Here is a 21,298-nt window from a genome sequence, read left to right as displayed (position 1 = left end):
GCGTCAGCCCGCAGCCAGTTGCTGCCAGGTGGCCATCACGCTGTCGGGGTTCAGCGAGATGGAAGAGATGCCCTCGGTCGCCAGCCACTGCGCAAAGTCAGGGTGGTCGCTGGGGCCCTGGCCGCAGATGCCGATGTACTTGCCCTGCGCCAGGCAGGCCTTGATGGCCTGGTGGATCAGCGCCAGCACGGCGGGGTCGCGCTCGTCGAAGTCCTGCGCCAGCAATTCCAGGCCCGAGTCGCGATCCAGGCCCAGCGTGAGTTGGGTCAGGTCGTTGGAGCCGATGGAGAAGCCGTCGAAGAACTCGAGGAAGCGCTCGGCCAGGATGGCATTGCTCGGCACCTCGCACATCATGATGACCTTGAGGTCGTCCTTGCCGCGCTGCAGGCCGTGCTGGGCCAGCAGTTGCGTCACGCGTTCGGCCTGGCCGAGGGTACGCACGAAGGGCACCATCACCTGCACGTTGGTCAGGCCCATCTCGTTGCGCACGCGCTTCAGTGCCTCGCACTCCATCGCAAAGGCCTCGCCGAAGTCAGCGCTCAGGTAGCGCGCCGCACCGCGAAAGCCCAGCATCGGGTTCTCTTCCTCGGGCTCGTAGCGGCTGCCGCCGATGAGCTTGCGGTATTCATTGCTCTTGAAGTCCGACAGGCGCACGATCACCGGCTTGGGGTAGAAGGCCGCGGCTATGGTGGCCACGCCTTCGGCGACCTTGTCCACGTAGAAGGCGCGGGGGCTGGCATGGCCGCGGGCCACCGACTCCACGGCCTTCTTCAGGTCGGCGTCGATCTGCGGGTAGTCCAGGATCGCCTTGGGGTGCACGCCGATGTTGTTGTTGATGATGAACTCGAGCCGCGCCAGGCCCACGCCTTCGTTGGGCAACTGGCAGAAGTCGAAGGCCAGTTGGGGGTTGCCCACGTTCATCATGATCTTGGTCTTGATGGCCGGCATCTCGCCGCGCTGCACCTCGGTGACCTCGGTTTCCAGCAGGCCGTCGTAGATGTGGCCGGTGTCGCCCTCGGCGCAGCTCACCGTGACCAGGGTGCCGTCCTTGAGCAGCTCGGTCGCGTCACCGCAGCCCACCACGGCCGGGATGCCCAGCTCGCGCGCGATGATGGCGGCGTGGCAGGTGCGCCCGCCGCGGTTGGTGACGATGGCGCTGGCGCGCTTCATCACCGGCTCCCAGTTGGGGTCGGTCATGTCGGTCACCAGCACGTCGCCGGGCTGCACCTTGTCCATCTCGGAGATGTTGTGCACCAGGCGCACCGGGCCGGTGCCGATCTTCTGGCCAATCGCGCGGCCCTCGGCCAGCACGGTGCCCTGGCCCTTGAGCTTGTAGCGCATCTCGGCCTGGCCCTTGGACTGGCTCTTGACCGTCTCGGGGCGCGCCTGCAGGATGTAAAGCAGGCCGTCGGTGCCGTCCTTGCCCCATTCGATGTCCATCGGGCGGCCATAGTGCTGCTCGATCACCAGCGCATAGTGCGCCAGTTGCTGCACGTCGGCATCGGTCAGCGAGTAGCGGTTGCGCTGCTCGGTGGGCACGTCGGTGGTCTTCACCAGCTTGCCCGATGCGGCCTTTTCCTCGGCCGTGGAGAACACCATCTGCACCAGCTTGCTGCCCAGGTTGCGGCGGATCACGGCCTTCTTGCCGGCCTGCAGGGTGGGCTTGTGCACGTAGAACTCGTCGGGGTTCACGGCGCCCTGCACCACCGTCTCGCCCAGGCCGTAGCTGCTGGTGATGAAGACTACCTGGTCGAAACCCGACTCGGTGTCGATGGTGAACATCACGCCCGCAGCACCCAGGTCGGAGCGCACCATGCGCTGCACGCCGGCCGACAGGGCCACCACGTCGTGCGCAAAGCCTTTGTGCACGCGGTAGGAGATGGCACGGTCGTTGTAAAGGGAGGCGAACACCTCCTTCATCTTGTGCAGCACGTCGTCGATGCCCACCACGTTCAGGAAGGTCTCCTGCTGGCCGGCGAACGAGGCGTCGGGCAGGTCTTCGGCCGTGGCCGACGAGCGCACGGCAAAGCTGGCCTGCGGGTTGCCGGCGGACAGGGTGGCAAAAGCTTCGCCAATGGCTTTTTGCAGGTCGGCCGGGAAGGGCTGGGCCTCGACCATGGCGCGGATTTCGCCGCCTACCCGGGCCAGGGCGCGCACGTCCTCGGTATCGAGGCTGGCCAGCTTGGCGCTGATCTTGTCGGCCAGGCCATCGTGGGCCAGGAATTCGCGGAAGGCATGTGCCGTGGTGGCAAAACCCGTAGGGACGCGCACGCCCTCGGGCAGCTGCGAGATCATTTCGCCGAGGGAGGCGTTTTTACCGCCCACCGACTCGACATCGGTCATTCTCAGGTTTTCAAACGGTACGACCAGGGCGGTCGGGCTGAAAAGTGCAGACATGGGAAAGCTCCAGAAGTTGAAACCGGGTCGTCTGCGCGCCCGCCCCCACCAAGGGGCACCGTGGGGCGAGCGGACATGCACTGGCTAAGGCTTTGTCGTTGTGGTTGTGTGCCGACGGCGTGCATGGTTGAGAAATTTGGATAATTGACACAATTGTAGGCCTGCGGCGCCGGGAGCACGCAGGAACCTGTTTACGATGCCTGTAGTCCTCGCACTACGATCCACCCGAACACAAGGCGCTGCCAAAGCGACGAAAGGCCCTGCCCCCATGCACACGCGCACCGTATTCTTCGTCTCGGACGGCACCGGCATCACGGCAGAGACCTTCGGCAATGCCATCCTGGCCCAGTTCGAGATGAAGCCCCGCCATGTGCGCCTGCCCTTCATCGACAGCGTGGACAAGGCGCACCAGACGGTGCGGCAGATCAACCACACGGCCGAGATCGAGGGCAAGAAGCCCATCGTCTTCACCACTCTGGTCAACATGGAGGTGCTGCGCGTCATCCAGGAAGGCTGCAAGGGCATGCTGCTGGACATGTTCGGCACCTTCGTGCACCCGCTGGAGGAAGAGCTCGGCATCAAGTCCCACCACCGCGTGGGCCGCTTCAGTGACGTGAGCCGCAGCAAGGAGTACACCGACCGCATCGAGGCCATCAACTTCAGCCTGGCGCACGATGACGGCCAGAGCAACCGCGACCTGGCCGGTGCCGACGTGATCCTGGTGGGCGTGAGCCGCAGCGGCAAGACCCCCACCAGCCTGTACCTGGCCATGCAGTACGGCATGAAGGCCGCCAACTACCCGCTGATCCCCGAGGATTTCGACCGCCGCCAGCTGCCGCCCGCGCTGGAGCCGCACCGCAAGAAGATCTTCGGCCTGACCATCCAGCCCGAGCGCCTGTCCGAGATCCGCAACGAGCGCCGCCCCAACTCCAAGTATGCCGACCTGGTCAACTGCCGCCACGAGGTGGCCGAGGCCGAGGCCATGATGCGCCGCGCCGGCATCCGCTGGCTGTCCACCACCACCAAGTCGATCGAAGAGATCGCCACCACCATCCTGCAGGAGATCCGGCCCGAACGGCTGGTGTATTGACGGCGGCGGGCCATGCCCGCGCCAGCCGTCAACCCCAGGAATCGGTCCAGGCCTTGAATTCGGCTGCTGCGGCGGGTGGGTTCAGGCGGGCCACCCACTGGTTCAGCACCTCGGCCGGCTCATCGCCATCCGAGACCGACACCTGCAGCAGCAGGGACTCGCGGGCGAAGGCCGGGTCTTCGCGGCGCAGGCGCTCCAGCACCTGGACCATGGTTTCGAGCAGTTGCGCACGAAAAGCCGTGAAGGCGGCATCGCCACCCTCGTCCGGCAGCGCAAGCACATGTTCACGCACCAGCGTGCACAGGTCATTGAAGGCGCCATTGGCGCCCTCCCCCTCCAGGGGCCATTCCGAGGAGCTGTAGAGGTAGAAGCTGGCCTCGTCCGGGTGGCGCGCTGTGAGTTCGCGCACCTGCGATTCGGTCAACAGGGCCGGGCAGACGGTCATGGCCCCGTCGTCGGTGTACAGGGTGAAGGCACACACGGGGTCGTGCGGGCCGCAGCGCTCGGAGATATCGGCCAGGGCCGCACGGCTGGCCTGGGCGATGCCCTCGGCCAGCGTAGCGAAATCGAAATCGGTGGAAACAGGCATGGGCACATGGTAGGCCCACCCTGGGCCGCACGCAGCCCGTGCTGGCGCCACCAGCGCCATTTTCGTGACGCATTGCGCGCTGGCCTGCGTTGGTGCCTGCTTACTTCAACGCAAAACGCACGTTCGCGGGCTTCTTGCCCGGCAAGGTCACCAGCGCCACCACCTTGGTGCCGGGCGCCACCTTGAACGAGCCCTTGGCTTCGAGCCTGCCCTCGCCGGCCGGTACCAGCACGGCCTCGGATTTTTCGGTGCCGTTGAGCAGCGTGAGCTTGGCGCCCACGCCCTGCGAGCTGGCCGGCTTGCCGTGGTCGCGCAGGTGCAGGGTGATCACGTCGGGCCGTGCCACCAGTTCATAGTCCATGTCGTGCGTGCCGGCCACGATGCCGCCGTGCTGCGGCTTGTGGTCGTCGCCATGGGTGTGTTCGCCGGCGGCGAATGCTGCGCCAGAAAGAGCCAGGGCCAGGGAGGCCAGGAGGTACTTGGTTTTCATGGGTGTCCTTTCAAAGGGTTGACGGAAACAGGGGAAAAGCTCAGAACGCCTCGGCGTTCTTGTCGTCCAGCAGGCGCTCGGCATCGCGGCGGCCGAACAGCCAGAACAGGGCGGGGGTCAGGAAGGTATCGAGCAGGGTCGAGCTGATCAGGCCCGAGAAGATCACCACCGCCACCGGGTGCAAGATCTCGGTGCCGGGGCGCTCGGCCTCCAGCAGCAGCGGCGCCAGCGCGAAGGCGGTGACCAGGGCCGTCATGAGCACGGGGGAGAGGCGTTCGAGCGAGCCGCGCACGATCATGGCGTGATCGAAGTTCTCGCCCTCCACGCGCATCAGGTTCAGGTAGTGGCTCACCTTCAAAATGCCGTTGCGCACCGAGATGCCCGCCAGCGTGATGAAGCCGATCAGCGCCGCCACCGACAGCGGCTGGCCCGAGATCCACAGCCCCAGCACGGCGCCCACCAGCGCCAGCGGGATGTTGGCCATGATCAGCGCCGACAGCGTGGCCGAGCGGTAGCGCGTGTACAGCACCACGAACATCAGCACCAGCGAGACCACGGCCAGCATGCCCACCAGGCGGCTGGCCTCCTCCTGCGCCTGGAACTGGCCGCCCAGGGTGATGAAGTAGCCATCGGGCAGGCGCGTCTCGCCCACCACCTTGCGGATGTCGGCCACCACATCGGACAGCGCCCTGCCCTGCGCGTTGGCAGACAGCACGATGCGGCGCTTGCCATCGTCGCGGCTGATCTGGTTGGGGCCGTCGCCGTCCTCGATGCTGGCCAGGCGCGACAGCGGCACCCGCCCGCGCGGGGTCTCGATCATGATCTGCGCCAGGCCTTCAAGTGAGCGCGCGCTCTCGGGCAGGCGCACCACCAGCGCAAAGCGCCGGCTGCCCTCCACGATCTGTGTGACCTTCTCGCCCTCCACCAGGCCCTGCAAGGTGGCCAGCACCTGCGCTGCGGGCACGCCGTACTGGGCGGCCGCGGCATGGTCCACGCGCACGGTGATCTGCGGCGCCAGCACCTGCTTTTCCACCTCCAGGTCGGCCAGGCCGTCGATGCTGGCCAGGCGCGCGCGCAGCGCATCGGCCTGGCCGCGCAGGGTATCGAGGTCTTCGCCGAAGAGCTTGATCGCGATCTGCGAGCGCACGCCCGAGAGCATGTGGTCGATGCGGTGCGAGATCGGCTGGCCGATGGCAATGGCCGCCGGCATCTGCGCCAGCCGGCTGCGGATGTCGGCCTGCACCTCGGCCATGCTGCGCTTCAACTCGGCCGCTGGCAGCAGGCCCACGTCGAGCTCACTCACGTGCACGCCCTCGGCGTGCTCATCGAGCTCGGCCCGGCCGCTGCGCCGGCCCACGTGCGTGACCTCGGGCACCTGGCGCACCAGCACCTCGGCCTGGCTGGCCAGGGCGGCCGACTCGGCCAGCGTCACGCCCGGGTTCAGGCGCATGCCGATGAGCAGCGTGCCCTCGTTGAACGGTGGCAAAAAGGTGGTCGGAAAGAACGGCACCGCCGCCACCGAAAGCACCACCGCCACTGCGCTCACGGCCATGGCGATGCGCGGCCGCGCCAGCACGCCCAGCAGCCCGCTGCGGTAGCGCGCCTTGAGCCAGGCCACCACGCGCGTGTCGCCATGGTCCAGGTTCTTCATGCGTGGCAGCAGATAGAAGGCCAGCACCGGCGTGACCGTGACCGACACCAGCAGCGAGGCCACGGTGGAGACGATGAAGGCAATGCCCAGGGGCACGAACAGCCGCCCCTCGATGCCTGGCAGCGCGAACAGCGGCAGGAACACCAGCACGATGATGGCCGTGGCGTAGAGGATGCCCGAGCGCACTTCCATCGACGCGAGCTTGACCACCTCGATGGGGTGCAAGCGGTGGTTCGGGTGCTTGGCGCGGTCCATCTTCAGGCGGCGCAGCACGTTCTCCACGTCCACCACGGCATCGTCCACCAGGCCGCCGATGGCAATGGCCAAACCGCCCAGCGTCATGGTGTTGATGGACAGGCCGAAGTACTTGAACACCAGCGCCGTGATGAAGATCGACACCGGGATGGCCGTGAGCGCGATCACCGTGGGCCTGAGCGTTCCGAGAAACACGAACAAAATCACCGCCACGAACACCGATGCGCCCATGAGCTTGCCCTGTAAGGTGGTGACCGAGGCCTCGATGAAGCTGGCCTGGCGGAAGGTGACGCGCGGCGCCTCCATGCCTGCGGGCAACGACTTCTTCAAGTCCCCAAGTGCTGCCTCGATGCTGCGCGTGAGCGCAATCGTGTCGGCCGTGGGCTGCTTCTGGATACCCAGGATCACGGCCGGCTTGCCCTCGAAGCCCGCGTCGCCGCGCTTGAGTGCGGCGGCAAACGTCACCTCGGCCACCTGGCGCAGCAGCACGGGCTGGCCGTTCTTCGCGGTGAGCGCCAGGTTCTGCAGGTCTTCCAGGCGCGAGGTGCGGCCCAGGTGGCGGATCAGGTACTCGCGCCCGTTGAGCTCCAGAAAGCCCCCCGAGGTATTGGCCGAGAAACCCTTGAGCGCACCCGTGAGCTGATCGTGCGTGATGCCCAGCTCGGCCATGCGCGCCGTCTGCGGCTGCACCTGGAACTGGCGCACCTCGCCGCCGATGGGTATCACCTGCGCCACGCCGGCAATCGCCAGCAGGCGCGGGCGCAGCACCCAGTCGGCGTACTCGCGCACGGCCATGGGCGTGGTGCGCTGCACGTCGATGGGGATCGCCACCTGCATGATCTCGCCCATGATGGAGCTGATGGGCCCCATGCGCGGCGTCACGCCCACGGGCAGCCCCTCCTCCATGGACGACAGGCGCTCGGACACCATTTGGCGCGCACGGAAGATGTCCGTGCTCCAGTCGAAGGTGACGTAGATGAAGGACAGGCCGGCACTGGAGGTGGAGCGCACGCTTTCCACGCCGGGCAGCCCGTTCATCGTGGTTTCCAGCGGGAAGGTGATGAGCTGCTCCACCTCCTCGGCGGCCATGCCGCCGGCCTCGGTCATCAGGGTGACAGTGGGTTTGTTGAGGTCGGGGAACACGTCCACCGGGGTGCGCGAGAGCGTGAAGGCGCCATAGGCCATGAGCACGCCGGCGGCGATGAGCACCAGCAGCCGGTTGGCCAGGCTGTTTTCGAGTAGCCACTTGAACATCGGGTGGCTCCTAGCGGACCTGGTTGATCAGCGTGGCGCCCTGCGTGGCCACGCGGTCACCGGCCTTGAGGCCCGAGGTCACGGCCACCGAGGCACCGTCGAGCGGCACGAAGGTGACCACCCGGGGCGCGAAGCGCTCGGGCGACTCCTTGACCCAGACGATGGTCTGGTTCGCGGGGTTGCGCAGCAGCGAGGCCACGGGCACCTGCACACCGGCGGCCTGCTCGGTGGACTGCACGAACACGCGCACGGGCTGGCCCAGGGCCAAAGTGCCGAGCACCGCCGAGTCGCCCGCAAACTGCAGCGGCAGCGCCTGGTCGCGCAGGCTGCGCGCCGCGCCCAGAAAGCGCAGCGGCACGCGCTGCCCGCCCACGGCAAGCGCGGCACCGGCCACGCTGTGGGCCTGCGCCGTGTCGTAGGCCAGGGCTTCGACGCGCAAGCGCGAAGGGTCCACCACCTCGAACAGCAGTTCGCGCGCATCCACCACCTGCCCTGCCACGGCGTTGGCCGAGGCGATCACGCCCGAAACAGGCGCCACCAGCGCATCGCGCGTGGACAGACCCGCCCCCACGGCGCCCAGGCGCTGGGTGAAGCTTTGCAGCTCGCTCTCGGCCGCCTCGATGTCCTTGCGCGGCACGGTGTCCGCCAAGTCCTTCAAACGTGCCACGCGGCGTGCAGCCAGGTCGCGCGCAGCGCGCAGCTCGGCCTGCTGGGCCAACTGGTTGGAGCGCTCGATGGCTCCCGCCGTAGGCACCACATAGGCCAGCACCTCGCCCTTGCGCACCGCCTGGCCCACGCCGGGCAGGCCCTTGGGCCCCGCCTCCAGCCGGCCGGCCAGCGCGGCCTGCACCTTGCCACCGGCATTGGGGTCCATCACCACCGTGCCGGCCAGCTCGAAGGCCTTGGGGTGCCGGCCCTCGGCCGCCACCAGGGTGCGCACGCCCAGCTGGCGCTGCGCGGGCTTGGGTAAAAAAACGCTGCCATCGGGCTGGCGCTTGGGGCCGTTGCCCTCGGCGGCCGGTGGGGCGTCGCCATGGTCATGGCCTTCGCCAGCCACTGCGCCCAGCGGGGCGTACAGGCCGGCGGCCACCAGCAAGGCCGCCAGGGCGCGGGTTGGAAGTGAGTGCTTCATGCTGCACCTCCCACGCGGGCAGCGCGGCTGCGCCGCAGACCCCATACGGCGGCCAGGGCCAGCAGCACGGCAGCCACGGCACCCGCCACCAGCGCATAGCGCCGGCCCGCGGGCTCGGCATGGGCATGCGCTGCGGCGTGCACATCGATCTCGCCGGCCAGCAGGTCGGTCTCAGTGCCGGCCACCACGGTGGCGGTGACAGGGCTCACGCCCTCGGCCAGCGGTGCCGCCAGCGCAGCCTGGAACTCGCCCTCAGCGACGCGGGTGACAGGCACGCGCGTGCCGGCAATGTCCAGCTCCAGCTGGGCCTCCTTCACGGGGCGGTTGTCACCCGCATGGTCGAGGTAGAGCGCCAGCTTTTGCCCATCGAGCACGCCCACGAGCTCGAACAGGTCGGAGGTGGCGGCAAAGCGCGGCAGGGCGAGGCCCGCGGCGGCGGCGGGGGCTTCGCCATGGTCATGGCCGGCATCGGCATGGACTGCTGGCGGCAGCAGGCCCAGCACAAGGGCCAGCCCCAGCGTGGAAAAGAGAGAAAGGAATTGCATGGTGATCACAAAAATTAAGGGGATAGGCGGGGCGCTCACTGCGGCAGCAGGCCCAGGGCCTGGCGCAGGGTGGAAACGGCGGCGGCGGCATCGATGCGGGCACGTGCGCGCTGGCGCTCGGCCTGCACGGCTTCGAGCTCCACGCGCAGACGCGTGGGCCAGTCGGCTTCGCCCAGGCGGAAGGCCTTGTCGATGAAGCCGCGCGTGTCACGCGCCAGTACCGCATGGCGGTCCATGGCCTCGCGCTGGGCCTGGGTGGCCTTCACGCGCGCCATGGCGGCGGCCACGTCGGCGGCCAACCGGTCCTGCTCCACGCGGGCGCGCACCTCGGCATCGAGTGCGTCGGCACGTGAGGCGGTCTCCTTGGCCCGCGCCCGGTCGCCACCGCCCAGGGGAACGCGCAGGCCGACGGTGAAGCTTTGCAGGTAGCGTTCGCCCGCCTGCTCACGCCCGCGCGTGGCGGCCACGGTCAGTTCGGGGTTGGCACGGGTCTGCACGGCGGCCAGGTCGGCGGCGCGGCGCGCCACCTCGGCCTGGTCCTGCCAGTCGGCCACGGCGGGGTGGTCGGCGGGCAGGCCGGCGCCGGGCAAGGCCTCGGGCTCTGCCCCGTCGGCCAGCTCCACGCCACCACCCCAGACAGCCAGGGCCGTCTGCGCCACATCGCGCGCTCCGGTGGCTTCGGCTAAGGCGGCTTCGGACTGGGCCACGGCGCCGTCGGCCTGGGTCTGGTCGGCACGCGACATGTCGCCGGCCTGGAAGCGCCGGGCCACGTCGGCCGCCAGGCGCTGGGCGTTCTGCAACCGGTCCTGGGCCAGGCCCATTTCCGCCTGCGCACGCTGCAGGGCCCACCAGGCCTCGCGCACGCTGGCGGCCAATTGCAGCTGCGCGGCCAGCCGGCGGCTCTCCACGGCCTTGATCTCGGCATCCCCGAGTGCGGCCTTGCGCGAGCGCTCGCCGGGCAGCCACAGCGGCAGGGCCACGCCCACCTCCACTTCGCGGTTGCCCTGGTTGCTACCGGGGCGGTCGGTCCTGGTGGACAGCTCCAGCGCGGCGGGCTCGGCCGTAAAGGACGATGCGCCGCTGCGCGCGGCCTGCGCCGATTCGCGCCGCAGCGCCGCCGACTGTGCCTCAGGCTGGCGCTCCCAGGCCCTGTCGAACAAGGCCTTGAGCGTGAGCGGCGGCGGCGACTGGGCCAGCGCCGCACTGCCGGCCAGCGCCCACGCCAGGGCGACCGCGGCTGCCATGCACAGCCGTGGGGTGTGATTGGTTCTTCTCGTTCGTTGCATTCGATTCCTCTGCAGTGGCCGAAGGCCACATGGTTGAAATCGGCAAGGCACGATGCCCGGCACGCAAGCGCGCACCGCTGCGGCCCGCCAGGGCCGCGAGGAATCGTCAGGAAGGGGCTACCCGGTACCCCGCCTCGCCGCTCAGGCGAGGACGGACCAATTGGGGCGTTCGGGGCGGGGGAGGGGTGGGTGGACCCAGGCTGGCGCCGCCTGGGACGCAGGGCGGCCCACCGACACCACGATGGCCTGGGCGCTGGCGCTCAGCGCCATGCCGCTGCCCGCGCCGTGGCAGGCGTGGCAATCCATGTCGGCCGTGCCAGAGGTGGCAAGGCCCCTATGGTCGGGCGTTTCACTGGTCTGGGATGGCGCGGCTTGCTCATCGGCCTGGTGCTCGTGCACATGGTGGCCAAAATGCGAGGCCTGCGGCGCTGCCTCGTGCCCGCAATACGGCGATGCCGCCGCCCAGATGGACTGGAGCGGCATGAACAGCAGCAGGAATGCGAGGAGCAGGCGGCGCATGGTGGTGTGCGCGCATTCTAGTGACAAGATGGCGCGGCGCAGCATGCGCCACTGCGCATATCCCCATGGGCCCAAGGACAAGGCCCCGCCAGATGACCGAATCGTCATCTGCGCTTCATCCCGCCGCCACCAGGAACTGCGGCACACCGTCGCTGGCGCGCACTTCGGAGCATTCCACTCCCCACACGCGCGCAATGGCCGCAGCATCCAGTGTCTTACCCGTGGGCCCCACGTCACTGCGCCCCGCGCCCATCAGCACAGTGTCGTGCGCATAGCGCAGCGCCAGGTTCAGGTCGTGCAGCACGGCCACCACGCCGATGCCCTGCTCCACGGCCCAGCGGCGCACCAGGGCCATGGCCTGGTGCTGGTGGGCGAGGTCGAGCGCGGCCGTGGGCTCGTCGAGCAGCAGCCAGCGCGTGGCGCCATCGGGCCGCGGCTCCCAGATCTGGGCCAGTGCCCGGGCGAGGTGGGCGCGTGCCCGCTCGCCGCCCGAGAGGGTGTTGACGCCACGCGTGGCCAGGTGGCCCACGCCGGTGGCCTGCATCGCATCGTGGGCAATGCGCGCCTCCTGCCGACTGGGCAACTGGCGGTGGGGGAAACGCCCCATCTCCACCACCTCCTGCACCGTGAAGTCGAAGGCCACGGCCGTCTCCTGCGGCAGCACGGCGCGCAGGCGCGCCAGTTCGGGCGCGGCAATGGCCGAGAGCGCCCTGCCCCCCAGACTCACCGAGCCCGAGCGCGGCGCGCGCTGGCCCGAGAGCATGGACAGCAGCGTGGACTTGCCCGCCCCGTTGGGCCCGAGGATGGCGGTGAAACGGCCAGGCGCCAGGCGTGCATGCACGGTGGCCAGCAGCGGCCGGCCAGGCAAGCCGACCCCCAGTTGATCGCACACCAGCGGATCGCCGGAATGGAGAGGGTTCGCGCTCAAACTTTGCTCCGGAACTGGCGCAGCATGGCCAGAAACAGCGGCACGCCGATGAAGGCCGTGAGCACGCCGAGCGGCAGCTCGGCCGGCTTGACGATGGTGCGCGCCACCACGTCGGCCACCAGCACCAGCGTGGCGCCCAGCAGTGCCGAGCAGGGCAGCACCACGCGGTGGTCCGGTCCGGCCACGAGCCGCACCCAGTGCGGTGCCACCAGGCCGATGAAACCGATGATGCCGGTGGCAGCCGTCACGGCACCCACCGCCAGCGCCGTCACCAGCACGGCCAGGCGCTTGGTGCGCTCCACCGGCACGCCGAGCAGCGCGGCCTGCGCCTCGCCCAGGGCAATGGCATTGAGCGGGCGCGCCAGCGCCAGGCCCAGGCCGCAGGCCACCGCGACCAAACTGCCCACCAGGGCCACGGCGCTCCAGCGCGCCCCGCCCAGGCTGCCCAACAGCCACATCTGGATGTTGCGCAACTGCTCGTCGGTGGAGATGAAATTGAGGTAGCCGATCCCCGCCAACGCCAGCGCATTGACGGCCACGCCGGCCAGCAGCATCAGCCCCATGCGCGTGCCGCCATCGGCCTGCGCCAGGCCGTAGATGAGCGCGGTGACCAGCAGGCCGCCGCCAAAGGCCATGAGCACCAGGGTCCAGCTGCCCAGGGTGCGCGGCAGATCGGGCAGAAAGTGGCTGCCCAGCACGATGGCCAGGGCCGCCGCCAGCGCGGCACCGCTGCTCACGCCGATGAGGCCGGGGTCGGCCAGCGGGTTGCGGAACAGCCCCTGCATCAGCGCACCGGCCAGGCCCAGGCCGGCCCCAGCGGCCACGCCCATCAGCAGGCGCGGCAGGCGGATGTTGATGAACACCAGGTACTCGGGCGCATGCTCGGGGGCGGGCACTGCACCCACGGCCTGCAGCAGCACCTGCCACAGCTGGGCGGTCGTGATCGCATAGGCGCCCTGCGTGCTGCCCCAGACAAAGGCCCACAGCACCAGGGCCAGGCCCAGCGCCAGCGCAGCGCGCGGGGACAGGCGCCCAGGCGCACGCTGCGGGAGGTGCTGCACGGCGGCTGCCAACCCGCTCACGCGGTGATCGCCTGCATGCGCGCCTGGATCTCCCGCACGGTGCCAGGCAGGCGCGGCCCGAAGCCGAGCAGTTGGCTGGCCTCCATCGTCACCAGGGCCTTGCGGCGGAAGGCTGGGGTAAGCGCCAACTCGGGCCGCTGCCAGAACGCCGCCTCGCCGCCCAGCGCCTCGATGCCCTGGGTGCTGTTGAGCAGCACCTCGGGTGCGGCGCTGGCCATGGCTTCGGCCGTGAGCGGCCGGTAGCCAGCGAACTGGGTGATGGCGTTGGTGCCGCCGGCAAAGCGGATCAGCGCATCGGCCGCCGTGCCGGTACCGGCCACCATGGGGCTGCCACTGTGCGAGAGGATGAAGAGCGCGCGCGGGCGCCGTGCGGCAGCGGCCACGCTTTTCTGCACGCCGGCCCACTGGGCATCGAGCTCGGCCTGCAGGGCCTGGGCCTCGCGTTCGCGGCCCGCCACGCGGCCCACGGCAGCCACCTTGCGCTGCACCTCGTCCCAGGTGTGGTCGGCCTTGACCAGCTCCACGCGCACACCGGCGTTGCGCACCTGGTCCAGCACCACGGGCGGGCCCGCCTCGGTGGTGCCCACCACCGCATCGGGCCTGAGGGACAGCAGCCCTTCGGCCGAGAGCTGGCGCATGTAGCCGACCTTGGCGGTCTTGAGCGCGGCCTCGGGAAACAGGCTCGTCGTGTCCGTGCCCACGAGCTGGCTCTGCGCGCCCAGCAGGTAGACCACCTCGGTCAGCGCGCCGCCCAGCGAGACGATGCGGGCAGCCCCTGCGGCATAGACCTGGCCCAGCGCGAAGGACAGCGGCAACGCCGCAGCACCCCGCAGCAGATGGCGGCGTTCGATCCAACGGGTATCAAGCGGCATGGGCCAGCTCCTGCAATCGTGGCAGGCGTGCCGCCAGATCGCGCCAACCCTGCAGCTCGGGCTTGCCGGGCTTGCGCGCACCAAAGAACATGGCCATCAATTCGCCCGCAGGGTCGAAGGCCTCGACCGAAGTCACCACGCCGTCGGCCGTGGGCTTTTCCACCAGCCACACGCTGGCCACCATGTCGGTGCGCAGGTGCAGGTTGAAGCCGGGGTCGAGCACATTGATCCACTGCGCTCCGGGTGTGTCCAGTGGTTTGATGTTGTTCACGGGGCCGGTATGGATCTGAATGCAACCGCCGCTGCTGACGAAGACCATGATGGGCAGACCGCTTGCCGCCGCGCCCTGCAGCAGCGTCGTTACGGACTCCTTCGCCAGGCGCCAGGCAAACTGCCCCTCGACCAGGCGAAAGCTCTGCTGGCGCTCCACCGTGAACTTCTTCGTGAGGCCGAAGAACTCGTGCGTGTCCTGCATCCCGGCCCAGGCCTCGCGCAGGCCGGCGGCGTCAATCTCGGTGTCGGGTCGCAGCACTTCGGCCAGCGGTTCGGCACCGAACACATAGCCCGCGCTCGGCTGGGCAAAGCGCTGCACCACGGCATCGAGCGCGGCCAGGTCGGTGGCTTCGCGCACGAACACCTTGTGCACCGCACGCCCGTGGGCGTTGAAGAACTGCAGGCTGCGCTGGGGCGCGCGTGCCGGATCGCTGGCGGCCTCGGTCACGGCAAAGCCGGCATGCCACTGGGCGAAGAAGAGGCGCAGGTCGATGTCCTCGCCCAGCGCCAGGCCCAGCGGGCCGGTGGCCGAAATCTTGGTGTAGATACCGGTCTTCTCGTGCACCACGCCTTCATTGCGCGTCAGCGCCATCAGCGGGCCGCAAACTTCCAGCGACTGCAGCAATTGCAGCCACGAGCCCTGCAGCGGCACGGCCTTGAGCGGGTATTCATGCTCGCCCGCATGGGCCGCGATGGCCGCGCCCTCGGACAGGCCCAGGGCTTCGGCCGCGTCCTTGGCGCGCTTGCCCGTGGCCCGCACGGCGGCGAACTGCTCGCGGATGGAGGGCGCCGTCTGCAGGCGCATGCCGTTCGGGTCGGCGTTGTTCGTCATCGGTACATCGCTCATTGCACGGTCTCCGGTGCGGTCAGCCACAGCGCGCGGCGCTGCTCGGCGGCCGACAGGGCGGCGCTGGCGGCATCGCCCCCCTGCCCTGCACCCTGCTGGGCCCAGCGGCCCTGCAGGCTCCAGACCACGGTGCGAAAGTGCGGCGTGAAGCCCTCGGCGTCGGCCAGCATCTGCAGGTTGGCGGTGATCTTGCGGCCCATCGCATCGCGGTGGCTGTCGCAGCAGGCCTGCACATAGCCCGTCATCAGGGCCAGGGTGCCGGCCAGAAGCGCCTCGGCGCAGGGCAGGCTGTATTCCTCGTCGCAGTGGGCGCCGGAGGCTGGGGTATCCGGCGTATCGTTGGCGTGGCTCATGGTCTGTCTCCTTCCGCGATAGATTTGAGAAAGTGGCTCAGAAGTCCGCCACCAGCGAGACGCGCACAGCGCGGCCCGGCTGGCTGTAGGCGTCGATGAAGCTGGCGTTGGCGGCCAGGCCGCGCACGTCGGCCCAGCGCCAGTGCTTCTTGTCGGTCAGGTTGTAGATGCCGGCGTTCAAGCGCAGGTCCTTGCGGATGCGCCACTGGCCCGACAGGTCGAGCACCGTGTACGAGGGCGTGAGGTACTGCGTGCTGCCCGTGGCCAGGGTCACGTCCTCGGCCTTCTTGGCGGCGGCGTGCGTCAGGTCCAGGCGGGCCATCCATGCGCTGGTGTCGTAGCGCAGGCCGGCCGTCAGGCGCGAGGGGTCCACGGTGTTCACCGGCTTGCCGGTGGCGGTGTCGCGGCCGCGCGTCTGGCCGTAGGCGAACGGCGTGCTCAGCTGGCCGCCGGCGATGCTGCCCCAGCGCATGTCGCCCTTGACCTCGAAGCCATTGAGCTTGACGCGGCCGATGTTGACCGACTGGAACACCAGCGGGTTGCCCGGCGCGCCCGTGCCGCCGACCTGGCGCAGGTCCTCGATGAAGTCCTTGTAGCGGCCGGTGAAGGCCGCTGCCTCGATGGACAGCGCGTCCATGCGGCCGCGCACGCCGAGCTCGAAGTTCTGGCTCTTCTCGGGCTTGAGGTTGCCGTTGGGCACCGTCTTGTAGTTGCTGACCGGGTTCTCGAAGAAGGCGTTGACCTGGCCGGCGTTGGGCGCACGGAAGCCCGCAGCGTAGTTGCCGAACACGCTCCAGGCATCGGTGGCGCGGTACAGCACGCCGAGCTTGGGCGAGGTGGCGTTGCCCGACAGCGACACCGCCTGCGCGCCGAAGCCGCTCTGGTCGGCCTTGATGCGGAAGGTGTCGAAGCGCACGCCGGGCGTCACGCTCCAGGGGCCGCTCATGATCTCGTCCTGCACATACAGGGCGGTGCTGGTCTCGTTGGTGTCGGGAAAACGCTTGAGCGGGAAGGTCTCGCCCACGGGCGGCGTCACGCCGTCCTGCAGGTTGGTGACCTTGGCGGACGAATGGTCGATGCCATAGGTGATCTTCTGCACCCAGTTGCCGCCCGTGCGCAGCAGCTTGCTGCCCTGCACATTGGCCTGCCAGCTGCGCTCGTCGTAGGTCACGTCGCGCACCCGGTCGGCCGCGGTGTTGCGGTCCTCGAAGGCGTACTCGCGCGAATGTGCGTCCTGGAAGCTCAGGGTGGCCTTCACGTCGTCGGCAAAGCCGGTGTTCAGGCGCCAGCGGCCCTCCCACGTGGCGCGCGTGCGCTGCATGTCGGTGGAGGAGTTGGACGACAGCGTGGACGTGGCCGCCAGCGGCGGCTTGGAGCGCGCGGTCAGCAGCTCGTAGTCGGAGGTCTTATCCACGTGCTCCACCGTGAAGGCGTGGCGCTGGCCGCCGCCGGGGGTGAGCACCACCTTGGCCAGCAGCGCGCCGCCCTGGTCTTTTTGCGGGTTGGGCAGGGTGCGGTCGGCGTTGGCCGAGTCGTTGGTGCCCATGTTGTCGAGCTCGCGCGCACGGTTCACGCTGCCACTGACCAGCCACTGCACTGTGTCGTTGACGCGGCCGGCCACCGTGGCGCCCAGGCGCTTGCCATGGTCGTCGCCGTCGTAGCCCGCGCTCACCTGGCCGCCCAGGGTCTTGCCGTCCTTGAGAAAGTTCTCGGGGTCTACGGTGATGAAGTTCACCAGGCCGGCCATGCCGTCCGAGCCGTACAGCGCCGAAGTGGCACCGCGCACCACCTCGATGCGCTGCAGCAGGCCCATGTCCAGGTAGTCGCGGCCAAAGGCGTTGGCGCTGAACACATAGCTGCGCGGCAGGCGGATGCCGTCCACCATCATCAGCACGCGGTTGCCATCCAACCCGCGGATGTTGAAGCCCGCGTTTTGCTCGCGGCCCGTGGAGCCGCTGGCCAGCGAGAAGCGCGCGGGCGAGCGCGTGACCGACACGTTGGGCAGCTCGCGCACCGCATCGCGGATGTCGCGCACCTGGCCCTCTTCGAGCGCGCGGGCGTTGATCACGTCGATGCTCATCGGCAGGTCGTCAGGGTTCTGCTCGCTGCGTGAGCCGCTGATCACCACCTCCTTGAGCGCGGGACCGGCCGCCACGAGCTGTGCGTCGGCCGTGGCCTGCGCATGGGCGCCGGTGAGGGAGGCACACGCCAGCGCGGCCAGCAAGGCCAGCGGACGGAGTGTGAAACGGGGGGATTGGTCGATTGGTTGCGCCACGGCAGGAAACCCTTTTTCTCTGAGACGGATGGAAACAGAGCTGGCTTCGGACGCCGGAAGACCCTTTCAACGGGCTGGCAGTGGCTGGCTACAGATGCATTATATGAGAATAGTTATCAATACACATTGGCCCTGCCAATGCCAAGCCCAAAAGCAGAAACGGGAGCCCGAAGGCTCCCGTTCATCACCAATGGGCGTGCAAGGTCACGCAGCCACGGCTTCCGGAACCGCTTCGGCCGTGGCCTTGGCCACCACCGGCATGCGGATCAGGTGGTCGAAGGCGGCAAGGGCGGCCTTGGAGCCATCGCCTGCGGCAATCACGATCTGCTTGAACGGCACCGTGGTGCAGTCGCCGGCGGCAAACACGCCAGGCAGGTTGGTGCGGCCATGCGAGTCGACGATGACCTCGCCGAACCTGGACAGCTCCACCGTGCCCTTGAGCCATTCGGTGTTGGGCACCAGGCCGATCTGCACAAACACGCCTTCGAGCGCTACCAGGTGCTCTTCGCCCGTGGCGCGGTCCTTGTACTTCAGGCCGTTGACCTTGCCGTCGGCACCGGTGATCTCGGTGGTCTGCGCGTTGGTGTGGATGCTCACGTTGGGCAGGCTCTTGAGCTTGTTGACCAGCACGGCGTCGGCCTTGAGCTGGTCGGCGAACTCGACCAGCGTGACATGGGCCACCAGGCCGGCCAGGTCGATGGCGGCCTCGACACCCGAGTTGCCGCCGCCGATCACGGCCGTGCGCTTGCCCTTGAACAGCGGGCCGTCGCAGTGCGGGCAGTAGGCCACGCCCTTGTTTTTGTACTCGGCTTCGCCGGGCACGTTGACGTTGCGCCAGCGCGCGCCGGTGGACAGAATCACCGTCTTGGAATGCAGCGTGGCACCGTTGGCCAGTTGCACGCCGATCAGGCCGCCAGGTTCGCTGGCCGGGATCAGCTTGTCGGCGCGCTGCAGGTTCATGATGTCCACGTCGTAGGCACGGGTGTGGGCTTCCAGGGCAGCGGCGAACTTGGGGCCGTCCGTCTCCAGCACCGAGATGTAGTTCTCGATGGCCAGCGTGTCGTTCACCTGGCCGCCGAAGCGCTCGGCCGCCACGCCGGTGCGGATGCCCTTGCGGGCGGCGTACACGGCGGCTGCGGCGCCGGCAGGGCCGCCGCCGACGATCAACACGTCATAAGGTGCCTTGGCCGACAGCTTGGCTGCGTCGCGGGCCGCCGCGCCGGTGTCGAGCTTGGCGATGATCTCCTCGACCGACATGCGGCCCGAGGCGAAGACCTTGCCATTCATGAACACCATGGGCACGGCCATGATCTCGCGGTCGGCCACTTCCTGCTGGAAGGCACCGCCTTCGACCACGGTGGTCTTGATCTTGGGGTTGAAGATGGACATCAGCGACAGCGCCTGCACCACGTCCGGGCAGTTGTGGCAGGTCAAGCTCATGTAGACGTCGAACTCGAAGTCGCCATCCAGCGCGGCGATCTGCTCGATCACCTCGGGCTCGACCTTGGGTGGGTGGCCGCCGGTCCACAGCAGGGCCAGCACCAGCGAGGTGAACTCATGGCCCAGGGGCAGGCCGGCAAAGCGCAGCGAATTAGTGCTGCCCACGCGCTGCAGGCTGAACGAGGGCTTGCGTGAGTCCTGGCCATCGGTGCGCAGGCTGATCTTGTCGCTGCGCAGGGACTGGATGGTGGTCAACAGTTCCAGCATCTCGCGCGAGGTCGCGCTGTCGTCCAGGGAGGCCACCAGTTCGAACGGCTGCGTCACGCGCTCCAGGTAGGCGGCAAGCTGGGTCTTGAGTTGGTCGTCGAGCATGGTGGTGTCCTTTCGAGTTCTGGCTTATAGGGTGGGGGCCAAGGCCGCTTGTGGCAAGCCTGGGTCCGCAACAGAGCGTAAAAAATGGGCGAAAAAAAGCCGGACGGCATGGCGCACGCGCGCCATGACGCTGTCCGGCTGGGGAGCGGCCCCAAGGCCGCTCTGCCGATGCAATCAGCCGATCAGATCTTGCCGACCAGGTCCAGCGAAGGAGCCAGGGTCTTGGCGCCGTCGTTCCACTTGGCGGGGCACACTTCACCGGGGTGGGCGGCGGTGTACTGGGCGGCCTTGAGCTTGCGCACGGTTTCCTTGACGTCGCGGGCGATTTCGTTGGAATGCACTTCGGCGGTCTTGATGATGCCGTCGGGGTTGATCACGAAAGTGCCGCGCAGTGCCAGGCCTTCTTCAGGGATGTGCACGCCGAAGGCATTGGTCAACTGGTGCGTTGGGTCGCCAACCAGGGGGAACTTGGCCTTGCCCACGGCGGGCGAGGTTTCGTGCCAGACCTTGTGCGAGAAATGCGTGTCGGTGGTGACGATGTAGACCTCGGTGCCAGCCTTCTGGAATTCGGGGTAATTGTCGGCCGCGTCTTCGATTTCGGTGGGGCAGTTGAAGGTGAAGGCGGCAGGCATGAAGATCAGCACGGACCACTTGCCTTTGAGATCGGCTTCGGTCAGGTCGATGAACTCGCCCTTGCCATTGCGGTTGACGAAAGCGGTGGTCTTGAAGGGTTGAACTTGCGTGTTGATCAGGGACATTGCTGTTTCCTTAAGGGTGGTTGAACTGACTACGGAATGAAGTTTAGGCCTTCTGAGGCCATCAATCCAATTAATTGATTTGATTGAATCAATTGCCTGTGACTATACTTAGAAACCCGGCCCTGCGTCTGTTGCGGGTTGAAAGCGGCTGTTTCAGGCGCCTGGGTCCCCGGCATGACTGTGGGCAGCTTCTGTGAATTTTTGGCGAAAACCCCTGGCCGAGGCACCGCGAAGAGCACCGAACGCGAACACAACTCAGCATCACACGCAGCCAATGCAAAGGTACGGGGGCTTGCCTTGCGTGCGGCGCCCGCGCTCACGACAATCAGCGGCGAATCACATAACAAGGAGGTCTCCCCATGCAAGGCGACGCACAGGTCATCGGCCATCTGCAGGCCCAGCTCAAGAACGAGCTCACCGCCATCAACCAGTACTTCCTGCACTACCGCATGCTCAAGCACTGGGGCTTCGACAAGCTGGCCAAGAAGGAATACCAGGAGTCGATCGGCGAGATGAAGCACGCCGACGTGCTCATGGACCGCATCTTCATGCTCGACGGCCTGCCCAACCTGCAGGACCTGGCCAAGCTGCAGGTCGGTGAGGACGTGCCGGAGATCCTGGCCTGCGACCTGAGCTCCGAAAAAGGCGCCCAGGCCACCATCAAGGAGGGCATTGCCCACTGCGAGACTGTGCGCGACTACGTCTCGCGCGACATCCTGCAGAAGATCCTCGACGACACCGAAGAGCACATCGACTTTCTGGAAACCCAGATCGAGCTGGTGGCCAAGGTCGGCCTGCAGAACTACCTGCAGTCGCAGATGAGCGAAGAAGACTGAGCTTTCCCCATTCACGAGTCGCCCCACGAAGACAGTAGAAGAAGCAGACTCGAC

The 21,298-nt window shown here is 68.1% G+C and carries 18 protein-coding genes; 2 read left to right on the top strand and 16 right to left on the bottom strand.

The window, feature by feature from the left end:
* Window positions 1-3 precede the first annotated feature (3 nt).
* A complete protein-coding gene (gene ppsA / locus ACSQ9E_RS04765) occupies window positions 4-2,397 on the bottom strand; it encodes a phosphoenolpyruvate synthase (RefSeq protein WP_436217041.1) in 2,394 nt (797 codons plus the stop codon).
* Between the two features lie 268 nt (window positions 2,398-2,665).
* On the opposite strand from ppsA, the gene ppsR reads away from it, so the two are divergent.
* The gene (ppsR, locus tag ACSQ9E_RS04760; RefSeq protein ID WP_436217040.1) at window positions 2,666-3,487 is read left to right on the top strand and encodes a posphoenolpyruvate synthetase regulatory kinase/phosphorylase PpsR; all 822 of its coding nucleotides are present in this window, start codon (window positions 2,666-2,668) and stop codon (window positions 3,485-3,487) included.
* 28 nt (window positions 3,488-3,515) lie between these two features.
* Here ppsR and ACSQ9E_RS04755 read toward each other — a convergent pair whose 3' ends face one another.
* The 15 genes from ACSQ9E_RS04755 to ahpC form a co-directional block, all read right to left on the bottom strand.
* A complete protein-coding gene (locus ACSQ9E_RS04755) occupies window positions 3,516-4,076 on the bottom strand; it encodes a DUF4303 domain-containing protein (RefSeq protein ID WP_436217039.1) in 561 nt (186 codons plus the stop codon).
* 100 nt (window positions 4,077-4,176) lie between these two features.
* Complete coding sequence (locus tag ACSQ9E_RS04750; protein ID WP_436217038.1) at window positions 4,177-4,566, bottom strand: hypothetical protein; 390 nt, start codon at window positions 4,564-4,566, stop codon at window positions 4,177-4,179.
* A 40-nt stretch (window positions 4,567-4,606) separates the two neighbouring features.
* Window positions 4,607-7,726, bottom strand: coding sequence for an efflux RND transporter permease subunit (locus ACSQ9E_RS04745; protein WP_436217037.1), 3,120 nt, complete (start codon window positions 7,724-7,726; stop codon window positions 4,607-4,609).
* Between the two features lie 10 nt (window positions 7,727-7,736).
* On the bottom strand, window positions 7,737-8,858 hold the full coding sequence (locus ACSQ9E_RS04740; protein WP_436217036.1) for an efflux RND transporter periplasmic adaptor subunit: 1,122 nt from the start codon (window positions 8,856-8,858) through the stop codon (window positions 7,737-7,739).
* On the bottom strand, window positions 8,855-9,403 hold the full coding sequence (locus ACSQ9E_RS04735) for a hypothetical protein (protein WP_436217035.1): 549 nt from the start codon (window positions 9,401-9,403) through the stop codon (window positions 8,855-8,857). Before ACSQ9E_RS04735 ends, ACSQ9E_RS04740 begins: the two co-directional genes overlap by 4 nt.
* 35 nt (window positions 9,404-9,438) lie before the next feature.
* A complete protein-coding gene (locus ACSQ9E_RS04730) occupies window positions 9,439-10,647 on the bottom strand; it encodes a TolC family protein (protein WP_436217034.1) in 1,209 nt (402 codons plus the stop codon).
* 183 nt (window positions 10,648-10,830) lie between these two features.
* On the bottom strand, window positions 10,831-11,208 hold the full coding sequence (locus ACSQ9E_RS04725) for a hypothetical protein (RefSeq protein WP_436217033.1): 378 nt from the start codon (window positions 11,206-11,208) through the stop codon (window positions 10,831-10,833).
* Window positions 11,209-11,323: 115 nt separating this feature from the next.
* The gene (locus tag ACSQ9E_RS04720) at window positions 11,324-12,136 is read right to left on the bottom strand and encodes a heme ABC transporter ATP-binding protein (protein ID WP_436217032.1); all 813 of its coding nucleotides are present in this window, start codon (window positions 12,134-12,136) and stop codon (window positions 11,324-11,326) included.
* A complete protein-coding gene (locus tag ACSQ9E_RS04715; protein WP_436217031.1) occupies window positions 12,133-13,218 on the bottom strand; it encodes a FecCD family ABC transporter permease in 1,086 nt (361 codons plus the stop codon). The genes ACSQ9E_RS04720 and ACSQ9E_RS04715 overlap by 4 nt, the downstream gene beginning before the upstream one ends.
* Window positions 13,215-14,090, bottom strand: coding sequence for a heme/hemin ABC transporter substrate-binding protein (locus ACSQ9E_RS04710; protein WP_436217030.1), 876 nt, complete (start codon window positions 14,088-14,090; stop codon window positions 13,215-13,217). The genes ACSQ9E_RS04715 and ACSQ9E_RS04710 overlap by 4 nt, the downstream gene beginning before the upstream one ends.
* Window positions 14,080-15,210 carry a hemin-degrading factor gene (locus ACSQ9E_RS04705; RefSeq protein ID WP_436217029.1) on the bottom strand — a complete coding sequence of 377 codons (1,131 nt, stop codon included), beginning with the start codon at window positions 15,208-15,210 and terminating at the stop codon, window positions 14,080-14,082. The genes ACSQ9E_RS04710 and ACSQ9E_RS04705 overlap by 11 nt, the downstream gene beginning before the upstream one ends.
* Window positions 15,207-15,563, bottom strand: a complete 357-nt coding sequence (locus ACSQ9E_RS04700) for a hypothetical protein (RefSeq protein ID WP_436217028.1) — start codon at window positions 15,561-15,563, stop codon at window positions 15,207-15,209. Before ACSQ9E_RS04700 ends, ACSQ9E_RS04705 begins: the two co-directional genes overlap by 4 nt.
* A 37-nt stretch (window positions 15,564-15,600) precedes the next feature.
* The gene (locus ACSQ9E_RS04695; RefSeq protein WP_436217027.1) at window positions 15,601-17,838 is read right to left on the bottom strand and encodes a TonB-dependent hemoglobin/transferrin/lactoferrin family receptor; all 2,238 of its coding nucleotides are present in this window, start codon (window positions 17,836-17,838) and stop codon (window positions 15,601-15,603) included.
* A gap of 204 nt (window positions 17,839-18,042) precedes the next feature.
* Window positions 18,043-19,650, bottom strand: a complete 1,608-nt coding sequence (gene ahpF, locus ACSQ9E_RS04690) for an alkyl hydroperoxide reductase subunit F (protein ID WP_436217026.1) — start codon at window positions 19,648-19,650, stop codon at window positions 18,043-18,045.
* Between the two features lie 182 nt (window positions 19,651-19,832).
* Complete coding sequence (gene ahpC / locus ACSQ9E_RS04685) at window positions 19,833-20,408, bottom strand: alkyl hydroperoxide reductase subunit C (RefSeq protein ID WP_007854684.1); 576 nt, start codon at window positions 20,406-20,408, stop codon at window positions 19,833-19,835.
* Window positions 20,409-20,767: 359 nt separating this feature from the next.
* Between ahpC and bfr the strand changes: the two genes are divergently transcribed.
* Window positions 20,768-21,244: a bacterioferritin gene (gene bfr / locus ACSQ9E_RS04680; RefSeq protein WP_436217025.1), complete on the top strand. Its 477-nt coding sequence runs from the start codon at window positions 20,768-20,770 to the stop codon at window positions 21,242-21,244.
* Window positions 21,245-21,298 lie beyond the last annotated feature (54 nt).

The organism is Acidovorax sp. LjRoot118 (assembly GCF_964253575.1).
GTDB lineage: Bacteria > Pseudomonadota > Gammaproteobacteria > Burkholderiales > Burkholderiaceae_C > Acidovorax.
The sequence above is the reverse complement of the archived record's forward strand: the minus strand, read 5'-3'. Positions and strand labels throughout refer to the sequence as shown.

Bases quoted from the DNA above. Each gene is read 5' to 3' on its own strand.
- ppsA (WP_436217041.1), bottom strand. From the start codon at position 2,397: ATGTCTGCACTTTTCAGCCCGACCGCCCTGGTCGTACCGTTTGAAAAC.
- ppsR (WP_436217040.1), top strand. From the start codon at position 2,666: ATGCACACGCGCACCGTATTCTTCGTCTCGGACGGCACCGGCATCACG.
- ACSQ9E_RS04755 (WP_436217039.1), bottom strand. From the start codon at position 4,076: ATGCCTGTTTCCACCGATTTCGATTTCGCTACGCTGGCCGAGGGCATC.
- ACSQ9E_RS04750 (WP_436217038.1), bottom strand. From the start codon at position 4,566: ATGAAAACCAAGTACCTCCTGGCCTCCCTGGCCCTGGCTCTTTCTGGC.
- ACSQ9E_RS04745 (WP_436217037.1), bottom strand. From the start codon at position 7,726: ATGTTCAAGTGGCTACTCGAAAACAGCCTGGCCAACCGGCTGCTGGTG.
- ACSQ9E_RS04740 (WP_436217036.1), bottom strand. From the start codon at position 8,858: ATGAAGCACTCACTTCCAACCCGCGCCCTGGCGGCCTTGCTGGTGGCC.
- ACSQ9E_RS04735 (WP_436217035.1), bottom strand. From the start codon at position 9,403: ATGCAATTCCTTTCTCTCTTTTCCACGCTGGGGCTGGCCCTTGTGCTG.
- ACSQ9E_RS04730 (WP_436217034.1), bottom strand. From the start codon at position 10,647: ATGGCAGCCGCGGTCGCCCTGGCGTGGGCGCTGGCCGGCAGTGCGGCG.
- ACSQ9E_RS04725 (WP_436217033.1), bottom strand. From the start codon at position 11,208: ATGCGCCGCCTGCTCCTCGCATTCCTGCTGCTGTTCATGCCGCTCCAG.
- ACSQ9E_RS04710 (WP_436217030.1), bottom strand. From the start codon at position 14,090: ATGCCGCTTGATACCCGTTGGATCGAACGCCGCCATCTGCTGCGGGGT.
- ACSQ9E_RS04705 (WP_436217029.1), bottom strand. From the start codon at position 15,210: ATGAGCGATGTACCGATGACGAACAACGCCGACCCGAACGGCATGCGC.
- ACSQ9E_RS04700 (WP_436217028.1), bottom strand. From the start codon at position 15,563: ATGAGCCACGCCAACGATACGCCGGATACCCCAGCCTCCGGCGCCCAC.
- ahpF (WP_436217026.1), bottom strand. From the start codon at position 19,650: ATGCTCGACGACCAACTCAAGACCCAGCTTGCCGCCTACCTGGAGCGC.
- ahpC (WP_007854684.1), bottom strand. From the start codon at position 20,408: ATGTCCCTGATCAACACGCAAGTTCAACCCTTCAAGACCACCGCTTTC.
- bfr (WP_436217025.1), top strand. From the start codon at position 20,768: ATGCAAGGCGACGCACAGGTCATCGGCCATCTGCAGGCCCAGCTCAAG.